We start from the raw sequence: 15,898 nt of genomic DNA on the forward strand, positions 1-15,898 counted from the left end.
TCAGGTTTGGATATTACTTTTTATTAAAGCGGACATGATTGTAAATATCGCTTAAAAACACATCAAATCCCATCGATACTAGGGTTAAGGAATCAGAAATCTCTTTGTGCTCGTTAAGTCTCCAGTTTTTTTTCTTCATCAATATAATAGGCCTCAACCGAAACCGATTCCGAATCAATCATGATGTATTCTTTTAATGAGGGAATATCTTTATACAGGTTAAATTTTTTGCCTCTGTCGTAGTTTTTGGTTGAAGGCGAAAGAATTTCGATGATGACTATAGGTGAAATAAAGGTTTCTTGATCAACATCGCTAGGTGTTAAGCCATTACAGTAAATTGAAATATCGGGATAGGTGAATAAAGTATTCTCTGGAATGTTCATTCGCATATCACTTCCATAAGGACTGCATGCCTTGCCTTTTAGGTTAATACCTATTTCGACAAAGACATTGCTGAAGATCTGATTATGATTGTTGCCTGCGCCCGACATCGCAAATACCTCACCTTGGTAATATTCATGTTTAACTGTCGCTTCTTTTTCCATCTCCAGGTATTCTTCAACAGTGTAACGTCTTTTTTGATAGGCTACAGCCGGCTCATTTACAATGTTATCCATATACATTAATTTTAAATACTGGTGTTATAATAAATGTCACTTAAACCTATTTCGAATCCCATCAACACTAGGGTTATGGTATCAGAAATCTTTTTGTGCTCGTTAAGTTTCCAGCTTTTTTCTTCATCAATATAATAAGCCTCAATCGAAACCGATTCAGAATCAATCATGATGTATTCTTTTAACGAAGGAATATCTTTATACAGGTTAAATTTTTTGCCTCTGTCGTAGTTTTTTGTAGAAGGGGAAAGAATTTCGATGATTACCGTTGGTAAAATCGAGGTATCTTCATCAAATTCACTATGCGTTAATCCGTTGCAATAGATAGAGATATCGGGATAGGTGAATAAGGTGTTTCCGGGAATATTCATTCGCATATCGCTTCCAAACAGTATACATTTCGAACCTTTTAGTTTAGAAAAAAGAAGTCCGAAAACATTTGAAAATATAAGATTATGGTTAAAGCCTGCCCCCGACATTGCAAATATTTCCCCTTCAAAATACTCATGTTTCCCTGTTGATGCCTTTTCCATTTCCAGGTATTCTTCAACAGTGTAACGTCTTTTTTGATAGGCTACAGCCGGTTCATTTACAATGTTATCCATATACAGTTAGATTTTAAATATTAACGTAATAATAAATATCACTTAAAGCCATATCAAATCCCATCGAAACAAAGGTTAAGGTATCGGTAATTAGTTTATGTTGATTGATCTCCCAATTCCTTTCTTCATTGATATAATAAGCCTCCACCGAAACCGATTCCGATTCGATCATAATGTATTCTTTTAACGAAGGAATATCTTTATACAGGTTAAATTTTTTGCCTCTGTCGTAGTTTTTTGTAGAAGGGGAAAGGATTTCGATGATTACCGTTGGTAAGATTGAAGTATCATCATCAAATTCGCTATGTATTAGGCCATTGCAATAGATGGATATGTCAGGATAGGTGAATAATGTATTCTCTGGAATGTTCATCCGTTTATCACTTCCATAAGGTCTGCAAGGTTTGCCTTTGAGCTTGCTAAGTATCTCTCCAAAGACATTACTAAAAATCTCATTATGATTATCACCGGCACCCGACATTGCAAATATCTCACCTTCAAAATACTCATGTTTAACTGTCGCTTCTTTTTCCATCTCCAGGTATTCTTCAACAGTGTAACGTCTTTTTTGATAGGCTACAATCGGTTCATTTACAATTTCGTCCATATACGAATTTACCCAATTTTTTACAGAGGCTGTAAAATTTAAACGATTAAACGTTTAAAACGGCTAGCAGGTTAGTTTTTTGAACTGGGGACGAATGGTTAACTGGTAACTGTTTAAATCGGTTAATCTGTCAACTCACCTAGTGTCCGGCAAAGAAACCAATCAGTGCCACACCTATTCCCAGTAAAACGGCGATCATTTTGCGCGTATTGATCTTATGGTCAGCACTCGATTCGAATAAAATAGTAGTAGAGATATGCAGGAAAATACCGATTACAATACCCATAATTTTATTAAAATAGGCATCTAAACCGCCAATGGTTCCGTTGCTTAAACCAACACTTACATAAAAGCCCAATGGTGCCATTACTGCGAATAAAATGAGATAAAGTACGATGCTGCCTATCTTAAAGTGGTTTTGCATCAATATGCTGGCCAGTGCAAAAGCAGCAGGAATATGGTGTAACGCAATACCGAAAATCAATTCATTATGTTGTTCTTTTGCTAATGGCATTCCCTCTAAAAAGGCATGGAGGCACAAGCTAATCATAATTCCGAAAGGAAAAACGTGCCCGTGATGGTGTTTGTGGATATGGCCGTGTTCTACACCCTCAGAAAATTGCTCTAAGAAAATCTGTAATAAAAAACCAATGAGGATAAAAACACCAATCTGCCACTTATCCGTACCGCTGTAGGCATCCGGGATCAGGTGTAAAACCGTAATCGCAAATAAATAAGCTCCACTGAAAGATAAAATCAGTTTCAGTAGTTTCGATTTATCGCTCTTTACCAGAAAAATAGCTGTTCCGCCTAAAAAGGCACAGAAAAAGAGCACACAAAGTTTCCAGATTTCCATAGTTTAAAAATCAGGTTGTAATTTTTTAAATATTCTCGAACAGATAATGCCTATGGTGATCCCCAAAAGGGCACCAGTAGTAACATCAACAGGATAATGAACGCCCACATATACCTGCGCAAAACTGATAATGAACGCCCAGAAGATGCCAATTGGTAAAATGGGTTTCCACCTGCTGTAAAAAATACAGATTAAAAAAACGGCTATCGCAAAATGATTGGTAGCATGTGCTGAAGGGAAACTCAATCCGCTGCCACAAGGCACCCGATGGATAATGTCATTGGCCAAACTCATATCATTGCAGGGCCTAACCCTTGATACCCATGGTTTTACTACCCTCGAAGCAATTAAATCGCCCATGGCAAAGGTAAAAAGTACCATGCCGATAATATAATAGCCTTGTTTTTTATACTGTTTAATGCAAAATATAACGATGAAAAGGTAAAGTGGCGACCAAAAGAAACGGTTGCGCATTAAAGGCATTAGCCAATCAAAAAAGCTGTTTGAAAGTCCGCGGTGGATTTTCAGGAACAATTCTACATCAAATTGCTGTATGCTTTCTATCATGCCTTTTTACAGATTAAAATTAAACGATCGGAGGTAGAATGATCAAAATCATCCAAACTATAGCTGCCAAAGGTTTTTTCAATATGCATCCCTGCTTTGGTGAGCATGCGTTCGAAATCTTCGTAACTAAATGCCTGCACCCGTTCTTCGAAATTATATACCTTGTGGTTATCTTCGAAATTTATCTTTTTGATGATTTTACCGTCCACAACATTTTTGGTGATATTAAAAGTAATGCCATCAAGCGATTTTACTTCGCATGAATTTAAGTTGCGGATAATTTTTTCGGTGTTAAAATAATCGAGCACCAAAATACCATCTGCAGTTAAACATTTGCGAAAAGTTTTAAGGGCATTTACATGATCTTTCTCGGTATCAAAATAACCAAAGCTGGTAAACAGGTTTAACGCCACATCAAAGTAGTTGATGTAGAACAGCCTGCGCATATCATGTACCAGAAAATGTAATTTGTTGTTTTCGAATTGTTTGGCGTATTTAATGCTCTGTTCAGAAAGGTCTATCCCGGTAACATCGAAACCTTTTTTGTTGAGGTAAATGGAATGACGGCCTTTGCCACAGGCAATGTCCAGCATTTTTGCATCAGCTTTAGGATGGAGGAAATGAGTAAGTTTATCAATGAAGAATTCGGCTTCAGCATCATTTCGTTGTTGATATAGAATATGATAATATGGTGAATTAAACCAATATTGAAACCACTTGCGCTGCATATAATAGCCGTTTTTATCTTAAAAAGATGCAAATATAAGGTTTTACAACCGCTAGTAAAGTTAGAATGTGCTTTTATGCAATAATGTTGCAAGAATATTATGAATGAAATTTTATATAACCAAAATCGAGATTGGTAAATAAAAATAATTTTCTGGATTAGAACACACGTTTGATTGTAAATAAAGATATAATTTCTATCAAATACATCGCCTACCTAGATATAAAAACAATGTAAATTTGCATCGCAAAACGTTGCTAAATAGCAGCTATCTTGTTTTTTTTGTTATTTTTGAGCCTCAAATAAATTATACGGAGTGACTTTAATAAAATCGATTTCAGGAATACGCGGAACCATAGGTGGAAGAGTTGGCGATGGCTTAACCCCATTTGATATTGTGAAATTTACAGCGGCTTTTGGAAGCTGGGTGGTACAAAAAACAGGTAATAAAAGAATAGTTTTAGGTCGTGATGCCCGGATTTCGGGAGAAATGGTGAATAACCTCGTTATTGGAACCTTGCAGGGTTTAGGGATCGAAGTAATCGACTTAGGTTTATCTACCACACCAACGGTGGAGGTTGCAGTACCTGATGAAAACGCAGGCGGTGGTATTATTTTAACAGCCAGCCATAACCCAAAACAGTGGAATGCACTAAAATTATTAAATGCCAGTGGCGAATTTATCAGCGATACAGATGGTAAAGAGGTTTTAGATTTAGCCGAAAGTGCCGATTTCGACTTTGCTGATGTAGATAAATTAGGAAAAGTAATCAAAAATGATACTTACCTTCAAAAACACATTGATAAAGTTTTAGCATTGCCATTAGTTGATGTTGAAGCCATTAAAAAGGCCGATTTTAAAGTAGTAATCGATTGTGTAAACTCTACTGGTGGCATTTTTATTCCTGCTTTATTAAAGGCGTTAGGTGTTAACAAAGTGGTTGAGCTATATTGTACACCAGATGGACATTTTCCGCACAATCCTGAACCGCTACCAGAAAATTTAACAGAAATATCAAAAGAAGTTCAGAAACAAAATGCCGATTTAGGTATTGTGGTTGACCCTGATGTTGACCGTTTATGTTTTGTAAACGAAGATGGCAGCATGTTTGGCGAAGAATATACCTTGGTAGCCGTTGCCGATTATGTATTGAAAAATACACCTGGAAATACCGTTTCTAACCTTTCTTCAACACGTGCTTTGCGTGATGTGACTGAAAAAGCGGGATCAGAATACAATGCTTCGGCCGTGGGCGAGGTTAATGTGGTAAATAAAATGAAAGCTACTAATGCCATTATTGGCGGTGAAGGAAACGGTGGTATCATTTACCCTGAATCGCATTATGGTAGAGATGCCCTTGTTGGTATTGCTTTATTTTTAACCCATTTGGCTAAATTTGGCAAATCGATCTCTGTATTAAGGGCCAGTTATCCTCAATACCACATTTCTAAAAACAAAATTACCCTTACACCAGAAATGGATATCGATAATTTACTGAAACAGGTAGAAGAGAAATACAAAAATCAGCCATACAGTACCATTGATGGCTTGAAAATAGAATTTGATAAAACCTGGGTACATTTACGCCGTTCGAATACTGAACCAATTATCAGGATTTACAGTGAGGCTGAAAATGAAACCATTGCCGAAAATTTGGCAAATAAAATCATATCAGATATTAAAGAAATATTACACCTTTAATCCCATTTGGATTTAAGAATCAGGCATACCGTTAGGGTTGTATTATCAATGTGAATTTGTCATGCTGAGCCTGTCGAAGGACCAGTTTAAATAAACATTAACATGAGGTACAACGCTAACTATTTACAACAGAGATGTTGATAACAAAACATCTTAGCAACATACTAACTTTTAAATATTCGTAGAAATGAAAAGGGTCTATTTAGATAATGCGGCCACAACGCCTTTAGATGCGGCAGTAATTGCAGAAATGACAAATGTGATGGAAAATTACTTCGGTAATCCATCTGCCATTCATGCGCTTGGTCGCGAGGTGCGTACCCTTGTAGAAAAAGCCCGTAAAACTGTTTCAGGTTTGTTAAATGCGTCACCTTCCGAAATATTTTTTACTTCTGGTGGTACAGAGGCCGATAATACCGCTATCCGTTGTGGTATTGCTGCTTACGGTATAAAACATGCCATTACCTCTAAAATAGAACACCACGCGGTTGAGCATACCTTAAATACCATGCTTAAAAATGGCGAAATCGATAAATTGAGTTTCGTTAATATTGATGAAAAAGGCAACATTGATTACAATCATTTAGAAGAGCTGCTTCAAAACAACGAACGCACTTTTGTATCGTTAATGCACGCCAATAATGAATTGGGTACCCTAACCGATATGGTTAAAGTGGGCGATATCTGCGAGAAATATAATGCCATTTACCATGCTGATACCGTGCAAACCATGGGGCATTATCCACATAATGTAAGAGAACTTAAAGCACATTTTATTGTTTGTGCTGCACATAAACTCCATGGCCCAAAAGGCGTTGGCTTTTTATATGTAAACAGCAATATTAAAATCCCACCGATGATTTATGGTGGTGCACAAGAACGTAATATGCGTGGTGGTACCGAAAATGTTTACGGTATTGTTGGTTTGGCTAAAGCTTTAGAAATAGCTTATGCCGAAATGACTGAGCACCAAACGTATATTCAGGGCTTAAAAGATTATTTAAAAGCACAATTGATTGCCGAAATACCTGGCATTGGCTTTAATGGTGAAACCGATGCCAATAAAAGTTTGTATACCGTGCTCAATGTTTCGTTCCCTGAAATGGATATGGCCGATATGTTATTGTTTAACTTAGATATTAATGGCATATGCGCTTCCGGCGGTAGTGCCTGTTCATCAGGTTCAAATATTGGTTCGCACGTATTAAACGGTATCAATGCCGATCCAAACCGCCCATCCGTACGTTTTTCTTTTAGTAAATATACCACTAAAGAAGAGTTGGATTACGTAATCGAAAAAGTTAAAATGGTAGTAAAGCAGAATGCTTTAGCATAAAATATCATTAACCAAATAGGAGAGTCCCGGTGTAAATCGGGACTTTTTTTGTGTGCAAACAAATAGCTGATTTTTTGGAAAGAAAAGGCAGCATTTCATTTTAATTTTAGTCCTGCTTTCCGTTTTATGCCGATGAAGGATCGGCATGCTCACTTCAATCAGGTTTATATACAGAAGCTGGTGTTGCTATTAACGTTTAATAGCATGGTTTAAAAAAGGATTTTGTACATCCTGCAGCCCTAAATACTATTACCGGCTGTGCCACCTAAACCTGATCGGAACGAACATCCCGATCCTTCATCGGGATAAAGTGGAGAGCAGGACTGTATCTGCCAAATGCCACTATACCTGATTTCCAAAAAAAAATACCACCTTTTGAATTTCTCATATAAAAAACAGAAATGAGCTTGCAAAACTCAAAAATTAAGCTTATATTTAATTAAACATAAGGCAATCCATGCCATTTACCTGTTGTTCCTAAACGAAACCTTATCAAATCCTATGGTATAAGGTTAAGCAAATTTTAAAATAGCTTTTTATTATTATTAAAATTGTTAACCCTGAAAACCCGCCAGGTTTTCTATAATCTATATCATCATGGAAACGAACCACAACACTCAAAATCTGGAAAACGCAAAACTGGAAGAAAAATTAAATGAAGAGAGGAAACACATTTACAAATTTATCTTCAATCCGTTTTCTTTCGAATCTTCGAACCATTTCAATAAAATCCATAAAAGGAGGTTTCATTCTTTTGGTTGCATCCATGAGTTAGGCAAACTGCCTGGGGCGATGTTGTAAAATCTTCATCGGAAATGTCGTCATTGCAAGCGGAGTGTAAGATTGTAGAGATGACCATTATTATAAAATCTAACGCCTTAATTGGTGGTTCACCAATCGCCAGCCAGCTCCTGTGCCTGGTTTATTTTACAGGTTTAAATTTATTGTTAATCGAATAAGAAAGTCTTGGTTTTTACCGGGACTTTTTTGCAAGCATTTGGTTTTTATTATATTGCATATTAAAAATAGTCATTAACGCGCTCAGTTATCATTTTTATGAAACCAATAGCTTTTATAGATACCGAAATCCAACCTGATACTTTAAAGATTTTTGATATTGGTTGTGTAAAGAACGATGGAACAAGTATTCATTCAAATTCAGCAGAATCCATTTCTTTATTTTTAAACAATACCAAATTCATTTGTGGGCATAATATTATTTATCATGATATACCGCACCTTAAAAAATCAATAACTGGATTAGATAATTTACAGATTATTGATACGCTGTATTTATCGCCATTACTTTTTCCAAATAAACCTTATCATGCGCTATTAAAAGACGATAAACTCCAGGTTGAAGAATTAAATAATCCCTTAAATGATGCTATAAAAGCGAGAGATCTTTTTTATGATGAAATTGCATCATTTGATCAATTGGATAATTCGCTAAAACAGATCTTTTATTTTTTACTAAATGATAAAAAAGAGTTTGGTGCCTTTTTTAAATTTATCGATTTCCAAGCTGAACCTATTGAAATTGTTAGGGTTATACATGAGGGATTTCACTCTAAAATCTGCCGGCATTCTGACCTCGAAAAAATTCTACAACAAAATCCTATAGAGTTTGCTTATTGTTTATCATTAATCAATTGCCAAAACAGGCATTCAATTACGCCACCTTGGGTATTAAAAAATTATCCAAAAACGGAGCATATTATGTTTGAATTAACAAACAAGCCATGTTTAACCGGTTGTGGGTATTGTAACATTGCGTTGGATATTAGGAAAGGATTAAAAAAATATTTCGGGTTTGATTTGTACCGAAGTTATGCCGGCGAGCCATTACAGGAAAAATCGGTTGAAGCAGCTATTCAAAACAAATCCATTTTAGCCATATTTCCTACAGGAGGTGGCAAATCAATAACATTTCAGGTACCAGCTTTAATGGGAGGTGCAAATGCAAAGGGACTCACTGTTATCATATCTCCGCTACAGTCTTTAATGAAAGACCAGGTAGATAATCTGGAAAAAATAGGAATAACAGAAGCAGTTACAATCAACGGCTTGCTCGATCCGATAGAAAAGGGGAAATCGTTTGAGCGGGTAGAGGATGGTTCGGCATCAATGCTGTATATATCTCCTGAATCTTTACGTTCAAAATCAATTGAAAGGCTTCTTTTAGGAAGAAAAATTATCCGTTTCGTAATAGATGAAGCACATTGTTTCTCCTCATGGGGACAAGATTTTAGGGTTGACTACCTGTATATAGGAGATTTTATAAAACTATTGCAGGAAAAAAAGAATCTCGAAGAGCATATTCCCGTTTCCTGTTTTACTGCCACGGCCAAACAAAATGTTATAGAAGATATTAGGCGTTATTTTAAGAAGAAATTATCGCTTGATCTAGAGGTTTTTAGCTCAAAGGCTACGAGGACAAATCTTACTTATAATGTATTTGAAAAGAACGACGAAGAAGAAAAATACAATGCACTAAGAGATCTGATAGATGAAAAGCTGTGTCCAACCATTGTGTATGTATCCAGAAGGGGTAGGGCTGTTAAGTTGGCTAAGCGCTTATTACAGGATGGTTTTTCTGTAGCTTATTACCACGGGGGAATGGAATCGAGGGATAAGACTAAAAATCAGAATGAGTTTATAGCAGGACAAATTGATATTATGGTTGCTACCTCTGCATTTGGAATGGGGGTAGATAAAAAAGATGTAGGGATGGTGGTGCATTATGACATATCCGACTCTTTAGAAAATTATGTTCAGGAAGCGGGCAGGGCAGGCCGTGATGAAAAGTTATCGGCAGTTTGTTATGTGTTGTTTAGTGAAGAAGATTTAAGCAAACATTTTATCTTGCTCAATCAAACCAAATTAAGCATAAAAGAAATCCAGCAGATTTGGAAGGCGGTAAAAGATATTACGCGGTTCCGTTTAAATATTTCAAATTCTGCATTGGAAATTGCCAGAAAGGCAGGCTGGGACGATAGTGTAAATGAAATTGAAACAAGGGTTACTACGGCTATTGCTGCCTTAGAAGATGCCGGTTACCTAAAGCGTGGGCAGAATATGCCAAGGGTTTTTGCGAATAGCATTTTAGCCAAAACAGCCCAAGAGGCAATAGACAAAATTAACAACTCTTTTCGGTTTGATGAAAAACAGAAAGAAAAGGCTATCCGGATTATCAGGAAACTGCTGTCGAGCAAAAATAGAAAGCAAGCATCGGATGGTGAAGGTGAGGCACGTGTAGATTATATATCTGATCATTTGGGGATTGTAAAAGAAGACGTGATCCACATTATAAACTTACTGAGAGAGGAGAAAATTCTTGCTGATAGAAAGGATTTGACTGCTTTTATCAAAAAAAATGAAAACCGGAACCGTTCGCTAAGTATTGTAGAAACATTTAGAAAAATTGAGAACTTCTTGCTGCCGTTTTTTAAAGAACAGGAAAGAACAATCAATCTGAAAGAACTAAATGAAGAAGCAGAATCTTTGAGCTTTAACGATTTTACTCCCAACAAAATCAAAACCATCATCAATTTTTGGGCGATAAAGAACTGGATCAAGAGGCAGCATCATTCAAACTCCAAAAACCATATTACAGTAACTACCACTCCACTATTAGGCTTATTAACAGATAAGCTGCAGAAAAGACATGAATTGGCCCGCTTTATAGTCGAATATTTATACGATAAATCCAATAATAGTAAAGAAAATACCGAAAAGGATGAAGTATTAGTCGAATTTTCTGTTCACGAACTAAAAGATGCCTTTTATAATAGGGGCAGTTTATTTCAGCTTTCAGTTACCGTTGATGACGTAGAAGATACATTGTTTTATCTCTCCAGGATTGAAGCAATTAAGATTGAGGGAGGTTTTATGGTGATCTATAACCGTTTAACGATAGATAGACTGGAAAATGATAACAAAGTAAGGTATAAGGCAGAAGATTATGAAAAATTAAGTCAGTTTTATGAAAACAGGGTACAACAGATTCATATTGTAGGAGAGTATGCAAAGAAAATGATCGAAAATTATAATTTGGCCTTAGCATTTGCAGAAGATTATTTTCAGCTTAATTATACTTCTTTTTTAAATAAATATTTTAATGCTACCCGCCAAAATGAAATTAAGCGGAATATTACTCCAGCTAAATACCGTCAATTGTTTGGTAGTTTGTCTAAAACTCAGTCCCAAATAATAAGTGATAAAGAGAATAAATATATCGTTGTAGCTGCTGGGCCTGGAAGTGGGAAAACCAAAGTATTGGTCCATAAGCTCGCCTCTCTTTTATTGATGGAAGATGTAAAGCATGAGCAGTTGTTAATGCTTACTTTTTCGAGGGCTGCGGCAACGGAGTTCAAAAAGCGCTTGTTAAAATTAATTGGCAATGCTGCAGGCTTTGTCGAGATCAAAACCTTTCATTCTTTTTGTTTTGACCTGTTGGGTAAGGTGGGTAGTTTGGAAAAAGCAGAGGCAATATTAAAAAGTACTATAGCCAAAATAAAAAGTAATGAAGTAGAAATCAGCAAAATTACTAAAGCTGTTTTGGTAATTGATGAAGCACAGGATATGAATGCTGACGAATTTGAGCTGATCAACTCATTAATGGAACAAAATGAAGAAATGCGGGTAATTGCCGTTGGCGATGATGACCAGAATATATATGAGTTTAGAAATGCAGATTCGAAATACCTGAATGAATTTATTAAAAATAAGGATGCTGTTAAGTATGAATTACTTGATAATTATCGGAGTAAGCGGAATTTAGTTTCTTTCAGTAATCAATTTATTGCAAAAGTAAGCCATCGTTTAAAAACAACACCAATTATTCCGAACCGCAACGATATTGGCAACCTAAAAATAACCCATCATAAAAACGGCAATTTAATTATCCCCTTGGTTAATGATATGCTGCAAACTGGATTAACCGGAACAACATGTGTATTAACAAAAACAAATGAAGAAGCAGCTATGGTTGTTGGGAGCTTGCTGAAACATAAAATGCCGACGCAGTTAATCCAGACTAATGATTATTTTAATCTATATAATCTTGCAGAAATCCGGTTCTTCCTATCAAAATTGGCAACTAATGATGAAGTATACACTTATAGTGATGAGGTTTGGGCAAATGCATATCGGGAATTGAACTATAAATTTAAAAAAAGCTCCAAATTCAAAATCTGTGATAACCTCATCCGTGATTTTGAAGCTGTTAATCCAAAAATCAAGTATAAGTCTGATTTCGATGTTTTTATCAAAGAATCAAAAATTGAGGATTTTTTTAATGATAATGGCGAGATAATTATGGTTTCTACCATCCATAAATCAAAGGGTAAAGAATATGATAACGTTTTTTTACTGTTGAAAGATTTTGATGTGAGTAAGGATAGTACTAAAAGGCAGTTATATGTTGGGATAACCAGGGCAAAAAATAACCTGTCAATCCATATAAATAGTAATTATCTGGATCATATCGATGTTGAAAATTTGGAAAGAATTGAAGATGACAATATTTATCCTGAATTGGAAGAAATTGTTTATAACCTAACGCATACTGATATCTGGTTGGATTATTTTGCCAATAAACAATCTTTATTGTCACAATTAATTAGTGGGGATAGATTAATGGTTGATGGAGATGAGTGTAAAAATTTAAGTGGTCAATCTGTTCTTAAATTTTCAAGGAAATTTATTGCAGAAATAGAAATGCAAAAGAAAAAAGGTTATGATCTGAAAGCCGCAAAAGTGAATTTTGTACTTTATTGGCTAAAAGAAGGCACAAGTGAAGAAGTCAAAATAATTTTACCCGAAGTTTTGTTTGTAAAGCAGAAAGTTAGTTAAACTCAAACTCTCTAATTGGTTGCTCACCAACCACAACATTTTTCTTTTACCAAATCCCATTCCTAAAACAAAATTAAAAACAATCTTATTTTTCGCTTGTTCCTATATTACATCAATTTACAATTACTATGGAAACGAATAAAGAAAAAGGTAAAGTTGTTGAGAACGATTTACTGGATAAAAGCGCAGAAGATATTAAAGAGGATAGAACGCTAGATGAAAACAAATCATCTAAAGTAACTACCAATTTGTTTAATAAAGACAAAGACCGTAAGAATAATTCTTTTGGTCCGGGGCACGAGCCGGGTACTACACCGGGTTCGGGCATATAAATTTTGTTAATTCACGATCAAAATGATTAAATTTAAACCACAGCATTTGCTGTGGTTTTTTTTAGCTTAATCCCAAAATGGAAAGAAGAAATTTTATCAAAAATTCAGCATTGGCCATGGCCCTGCTTTCGATTTATAAAACAGATGTTTTTGCACAACAAGACCTGCTTCGTGCTTACAACTTTAAACCGCTCCGTAATGATGTAGGCATATTTACCGAGCAGGGTGGTACAATCGGCTGGTTAAATTCGAGCAATGGTTTTGTGGTGGTTGATGCGCAATTTCCTACTACAGCACCTCATGTAATCGACGAATTAAAAAAGCTTGGCGAAAAACCTTTCAAATATTTAATCAATACGCACCACCACGGCGACCATACCGCCGGGAACATTTCTTTTAAAGGACTGGCCGAAAAAGTAGTAGCCCATCAAAATTCCTTAGTTAACCAGAAAAGGGCATCAGAAAAAGCTAATAATTTGGATAAACAGTTATTGCCTGATACTACTTTCGGCACAAAATGGAATGCAAAAGTTGGCAACGAAAATATCAAGGCTTATTATTATGGTTCTGGCCACACCAATGGAGATGCCGTTTATCATTTTGAGCATGCAAATGTTGCACATGTAGGTGATTTAGTGTTCAATCGTAAGTTTCCTTACATTGATCGCGAAAACGGCGCACACATCGGCAATTGGATCACTGCATTAGATAAAATTTTAGCTCAGTTTGATAACGATACCTTATTTATCTGGGGGCACAGCTTAGAACCTGAAAAAGTAACCGGAAACAAAGCAGATGTTAAAGCCTTTCAAAATTACCTGCAGAATCTTTTAACTTTTGTGAGCGGAGAAATCAAAGCAGGTAAAAGTAAAGAAGACATTCTAAAAGCAAGCTCAATTCCAAATGCAACAGAATGGAAGGGAGAGGGGATCCAAAGGAGTTTAGGTGCTGCTTATGATGAGCTGAAAGGGGTTTAGAGGATTTCGTCATTGCGAGAAGGCTTTTTCAGCCAACGAAGCAATCTCATAAGCGTGGTTATAATGTTATCCTAATTTATTAGGAAAGGACTTTTTGACTGTTAATTTTTGAACGAATTAATTCCATGGCTAATCCTTCGACTCCGCTCAGGATGACAAACAGCGATATTAAGTTTTTATGTGTTAAAGAACAACCAAATCTTTTTTCAATTTATAAACGTTCTATATTTAAAATAATCCTTTCAACGGCATTGAATTACCGTAGGCTTTAGTGTTTAACAACTATATTTGTTACAATTCAAAATCTACAGCTCATGGATGATTTTATCGCAGCCCGTTCCCAGATGGCCTTATCATTAGGCTTTCACATTATTTTTTCCTGTATCGGCATGGTGATGCCTTTCTTTATGGCTGTTTCGCATTATAAATGGCTTAAAACGAACGATGAGGTGTATAAAAACCTCACCAAAGCCTGGAGTAAAGGCGTAGCCATATTTTTTGCAACAGGAGCCGTATCAGGTACCATGTTATCGTTCGAACTGGGGCTGCTCTGGCCGAAATTTATGGATCATGCCGGACCGATATTCGGAATGCCATTTTCATTAGAAGGAACGGCCTTTTTTATCGAGGCGATAGCACTTGGCTTTTTCCTTTATGGCTGGAATAAGTTAAATAAATGGTTTCACTGGTTTACGGGTATGGTAGTAGGCGTAAGCGGACTGGCTTCGGGCATACTTGTGGTAGCTGCCAATGCCTGGATGAACAGTCCGGCAGGTTTTGATTTTGTAAACGGACAATACCTTAATATCGATCCCATAAAGGCCATGTTCAATAAAGCATGGTTCAGTCAGGCTTTGCACATGTGTTTAGCTGCTTTTACCGCAACTGGCTTTGCCGTGGCAGGCGTACATGCTTTAATGATCTTACGGAACAGAAATGCATATTTTCATTTAAAAGCCTTTAAAATTGCGGCTGTATTTGCCTGCATTGCTGCTTTGTTACAGCCATTAAGTGGCGATATCTCTGCAAAAGATGTTGCCAAACGCCAGCCTGCTAAGCTGGCCGCCATGGAAGCATTATATAAAACCGAAAAACCTGCACCGTTATTGATTGGTGGTATTGTAAACGAGCAAGATAAAACGGTAACAGGTGCAATCAAAATCCCTGGGGCACTAAGCTTTCTGGCACATGGTGATTTCAAGGCTGAAGTTAAAGGACTGGATCAGATTCCTGAAAACGAGCACCCTCCTGTTGCGATAACACATTATGCTTTTCAGGTTATGGTGGGCATTGGTACCTTGTTGCTTTTGGTATCGTTAATTTATTTCTTCATGCTTTTTAAAAAGAAACCTTTAACTGAAAAACGCTGGTTATTGAAACTATTTGTTTTTGCCATTCCGCTCGGTTATCTAGCTTTAGAGGCCGGTTGGGTAGTTACAGAGGTTGGCAGGCAGCCGTGGATTATTTATGGCGTTATGCGCACCAAAGATGCGATTACACCAATGCCAGGTATAGCTTATTCATTTTATATCTTCTCTGCAATTTACGTGTCGCTGAGTATTATCGTAACGTTTTTGCTGTATCGGCAGATTAAAATGGTGCCTGTACTATACAATAAAACTGAGGAAAATAATCATTAATCACAGATGAAAAGGATAAGCACGGATAAAAATTTAGTGGCTGTGGTTGAACTATTCAAGATCTGTGCAAATCTGT

The 15,898-nt window shown here is 36.3% G+C and carries 13 protein-coding genes; 7 read left to right on the forward strand and 6 right to left on the reverse strand.

Translation table 11 applies throughout. The features are described 5' to 3' along the window. Positions 1 to 113 precede the first annotated feature (113 nt). The 6 genes from R2R28_RS01680 to R2R28_RS01705 form a co-directional block, all read right to left on the reverse strand. Positions 114 to 617, reverse strand: a complete 504-nt coding sequence (locus R2R28_RS01680) for a Uma2 family endonuclease (RefSeq protein ID WP_316823969.1) — start codon at positions 615 to 617, stop codon at positions 114 to 116. 11 nt (positions 618 to 628) lie between these two features. Further along, on the reverse strand, positions 629 to 1,222 hold the full coding sequence (locus R2R28_RS01685; protein ID WP_316823970.1) for a Uma2 family endonuclease: 594 nt from the start codon (positions 1,220 to 1,222) through the stop codon (positions 629 to 631). A gap of 13 nt (positions 1,223 to 1,235) precedes the next feature. Continuing rightward, the gene (locus R2R28_RS01690) at positions 1,236 to 1,829 is read right to left on the reverse strand and encodes a Uma2 family endonuclease (protein WP_316823971.1); all 594 of its coding nucleotides are present in this window, start codon (positions 1,827 to 1,829) and stop codon (positions 1,236 to 1,238) included. Positions 1,830 to 1,968: 139 nt separating this feature from the next. Beyond that, the gene (locus tag R2R28_RS01695; RefSeq protein ID WP_316823972.1) at positions 1,969 to 2,685 is read right to left on the reverse strand and encodes a ZIP family metal transporter; all 717 of its coding nucleotides are present in this window, start codon (positions 2,683 to 2,685) and stop codon (positions 1,969 to 1,971) included. A gap of 3 nt (positions 2,686 to 2,688) precedes the next feature. Continuing rightward, positions 2,689 to 3,252 (reverse strand): phosphatase PAP2 family protein, encoded by a 564-nt coding sequence (locus R2R28_RS01700; RefSeq protein ID WP_316823973.1) that lies wholly within the window; start codon positions 3,250 to 3,252, stop codon positions 2,689 to 2,691. Then, positions 3,249 to 3,980, reverse strand: a complete 732-nt coding sequence (locus R2R28_RS01705; protein ID WP_316823974.1) for a class I SAM-dependent methyltransferase — start codon at positions 3,978 to 3,980, stop codon at positions 3,249 to 3,251. The genes R2R28_RS01700 and R2R28_RS01705 overlap by 4 nt, the downstream gene beginning before the upstream one ends. Before the next feature lie 315 nt (positions 3,981 to 4,295). Between R2R28_RS01705 and glmM the strand changes: the two genes are divergently transcribed. The 7 genes from glmM to R2R28_RS01740 all read left to right on the forward strand — a co-directional run bounded on the left by glmM (position 4,296) and on the right by R2R28_RS01740 (position 15,822). Further along, the gene (gene glmM, locus R2R28_RS01710) at positions 4,296 to 5,681 is read left to right on the forward strand and encodes a phosphoglucosamine mutase (protein WP_316823975.1); all 1,386 of its coding nucleotides are present in this window, start codon (positions 4,296 to 4,298) and stop codon (positions 5,679 to 5,681) included. Positions 5,682 to 5,868: 187 nt separating this feature from the next. Next, positions 5,869 to 7,017, forward strand: a complete 1,149-nt coding sequence (locus R2R28_RS01715) for a cysteine desulfurase family protein (RefSeq protein ID WP_316823976.1) — start codon at positions 5,869 to 5,871, stop codon at positions 7,015 to 7,017. 597 nt (positions 7,018 to 7,614) lie between these two features. Continuing rightward, positions 7,615 to 7,818 carry a hypothetical protein gene (locus R2R28_RS01720; RefSeq protein ID WP_113947076.1) on the forward strand — a complete coding sequence of 68 codons (204 nt, stop codon included), beginning with the start codon at positions 7,615 to 7,617 and terminating at the stop codon, positions 7,816 to 7,818. Between the two features lie 255 nt (positions 7,819 to 8,073). Further along, complete coding sequence (locus R2R28_RS01725) at positions 8,074 to 12,873, forward strand: RecQ family ATP-dependent DNA helicase (protein ID WP_316823977.1); 4,800 nt, start codon at positions 8,074 to 8,076, stop codon at positions 12,871 to 12,873. A 128-nt stretch (positions 12,874 to 13,001) separates the two neighbouring features. Continuing rightward, entirely contained in the window at positions 13,002 to 13,205 is a 204-nt protein-coding gene (locus R2R28_RS01730; RefSeq protein WP_316823978.1) for a hypothetical protein, read from the forward strand. 77 nt (positions 13,206 to 13,282) lie between these two features. After that, positions 13,283 to 14,182, forward strand: coding sequence for an MBL fold metallo-hydrolase (locus R2R28_RS01735; RefSeq protein WP_316823979.1), 900 nt, complete (start codon positions 13,283 to 13,285; stop codon positions 14,180 to 14,182). Positions 14,183 to 14,496: 314 nt separating this feature from the next. Further along, complete coding sequence (locus R2R28_RS01740) at positions 14,497 to 15,822, forward strand: cytochrome ubiquinol oxidase subunit I (RefSeq protein WP_316823980.1); 1,326 nt, start codon at positions 14,497 to 14,499, stop codon at positions 15,820 to 15,822. The last annotated feature ends 76 nt before the right edge of the window (positions 15,823 to 15,898 follow it).

The organism is Pedobacter miscanthi (genome assembly GCF_032678605.1).
GTDB lineage: Bacteria > Bacteroidota > Bacteroidia > Sphingobacteriales > Sphingobacteriaceae > Pedobacter > Pedobacter miscanthi_A.

Bases quoted from the DNA above. Each gene is read 5' to 3' on its own strand.
- R2R28_RS01680 (WP_316823969.1), bottom strand. From the start codon at position 617: ATGGATAACATTGTAAATGAGCCGGCTGTAGCCTATCAAAAAAGACGT.
- R2R28_RS01685 (WP_316823970.1), bottom strand. From the start codon at position 1,222: ATGGATAACATTGTAAATGAACCGGCTGTAGCCTATCAAAAAAGACGT.
- R2R28_RS01690 (WP_316823971.1), bottom strand. From the start codon at position 1,829: ATGGACGAAATTGTAAATGAACCGATTGTAGCCTATCAAAAAAGACGT.
- R2R28_RS01695 (WP_316823972.1), bottom strand. From the start codon at position 2,685: ATGGAAATCTGGAAACTTTGTGTGCTCTTTTTCTGTGCCTTTTTAGGC.
- R2R28_RS01700 (WP_316823973.1), bottom strand. From the start codon at position 3,252: ATGATAGAAAGCATACAGCAATTTGATGTAGAATTGTTCCTGAAAATC.
- R2R28_RS01705 (WP_316823974.1), bottom strand. From the start codon at position 3,980: ATGCAGCGCAAGTGGTTTCAATATTGGTTTAATTCACCATATTATCAT.
- R2R28_RS01715 (WP_316823976.1), top strand. From the start codon at position 5,869: ATGAAAAGGGTCTATTTAGATAATGCGGCCACAACGCCTTTAGATGCG.
- R2R28_RS01720 (WP_113947076.1), top strand. From the start codon at position 7,615: ATGGAAACGAACCACAACACTCAAAATCTGGAAAACGCAAAACTGGAA.
- R2R28_RS01725 (WP_316823977.1), top strand. From the start codon at position 8,074: ATGAAACCAATAGCTTTTATAGATACCGAAATCCAACCTGATACTTTA.
- R2R28_RS01730 (WP_316823978.1), top strand. From the start codon at position 13,002: ATGGAAACGAATAAAGAAAAAGGTAAAGTTGTTGAGAACGATTTACTG.
- R2R28_RS01735 (WP_316823979.1), top strand. From the start codon at position 13,283: ATGGAAAGAAGAAATTTTATCAAAAATTCAGCATTGGCCATGGCCCTG.
- R2R28_RS01740 (WP_316823980.1), top strand. From the start codon at position 14,497: ATGGATGATTTTATCGCAGCCCGTTCCCAGATGGCCTTATCATTAGGC.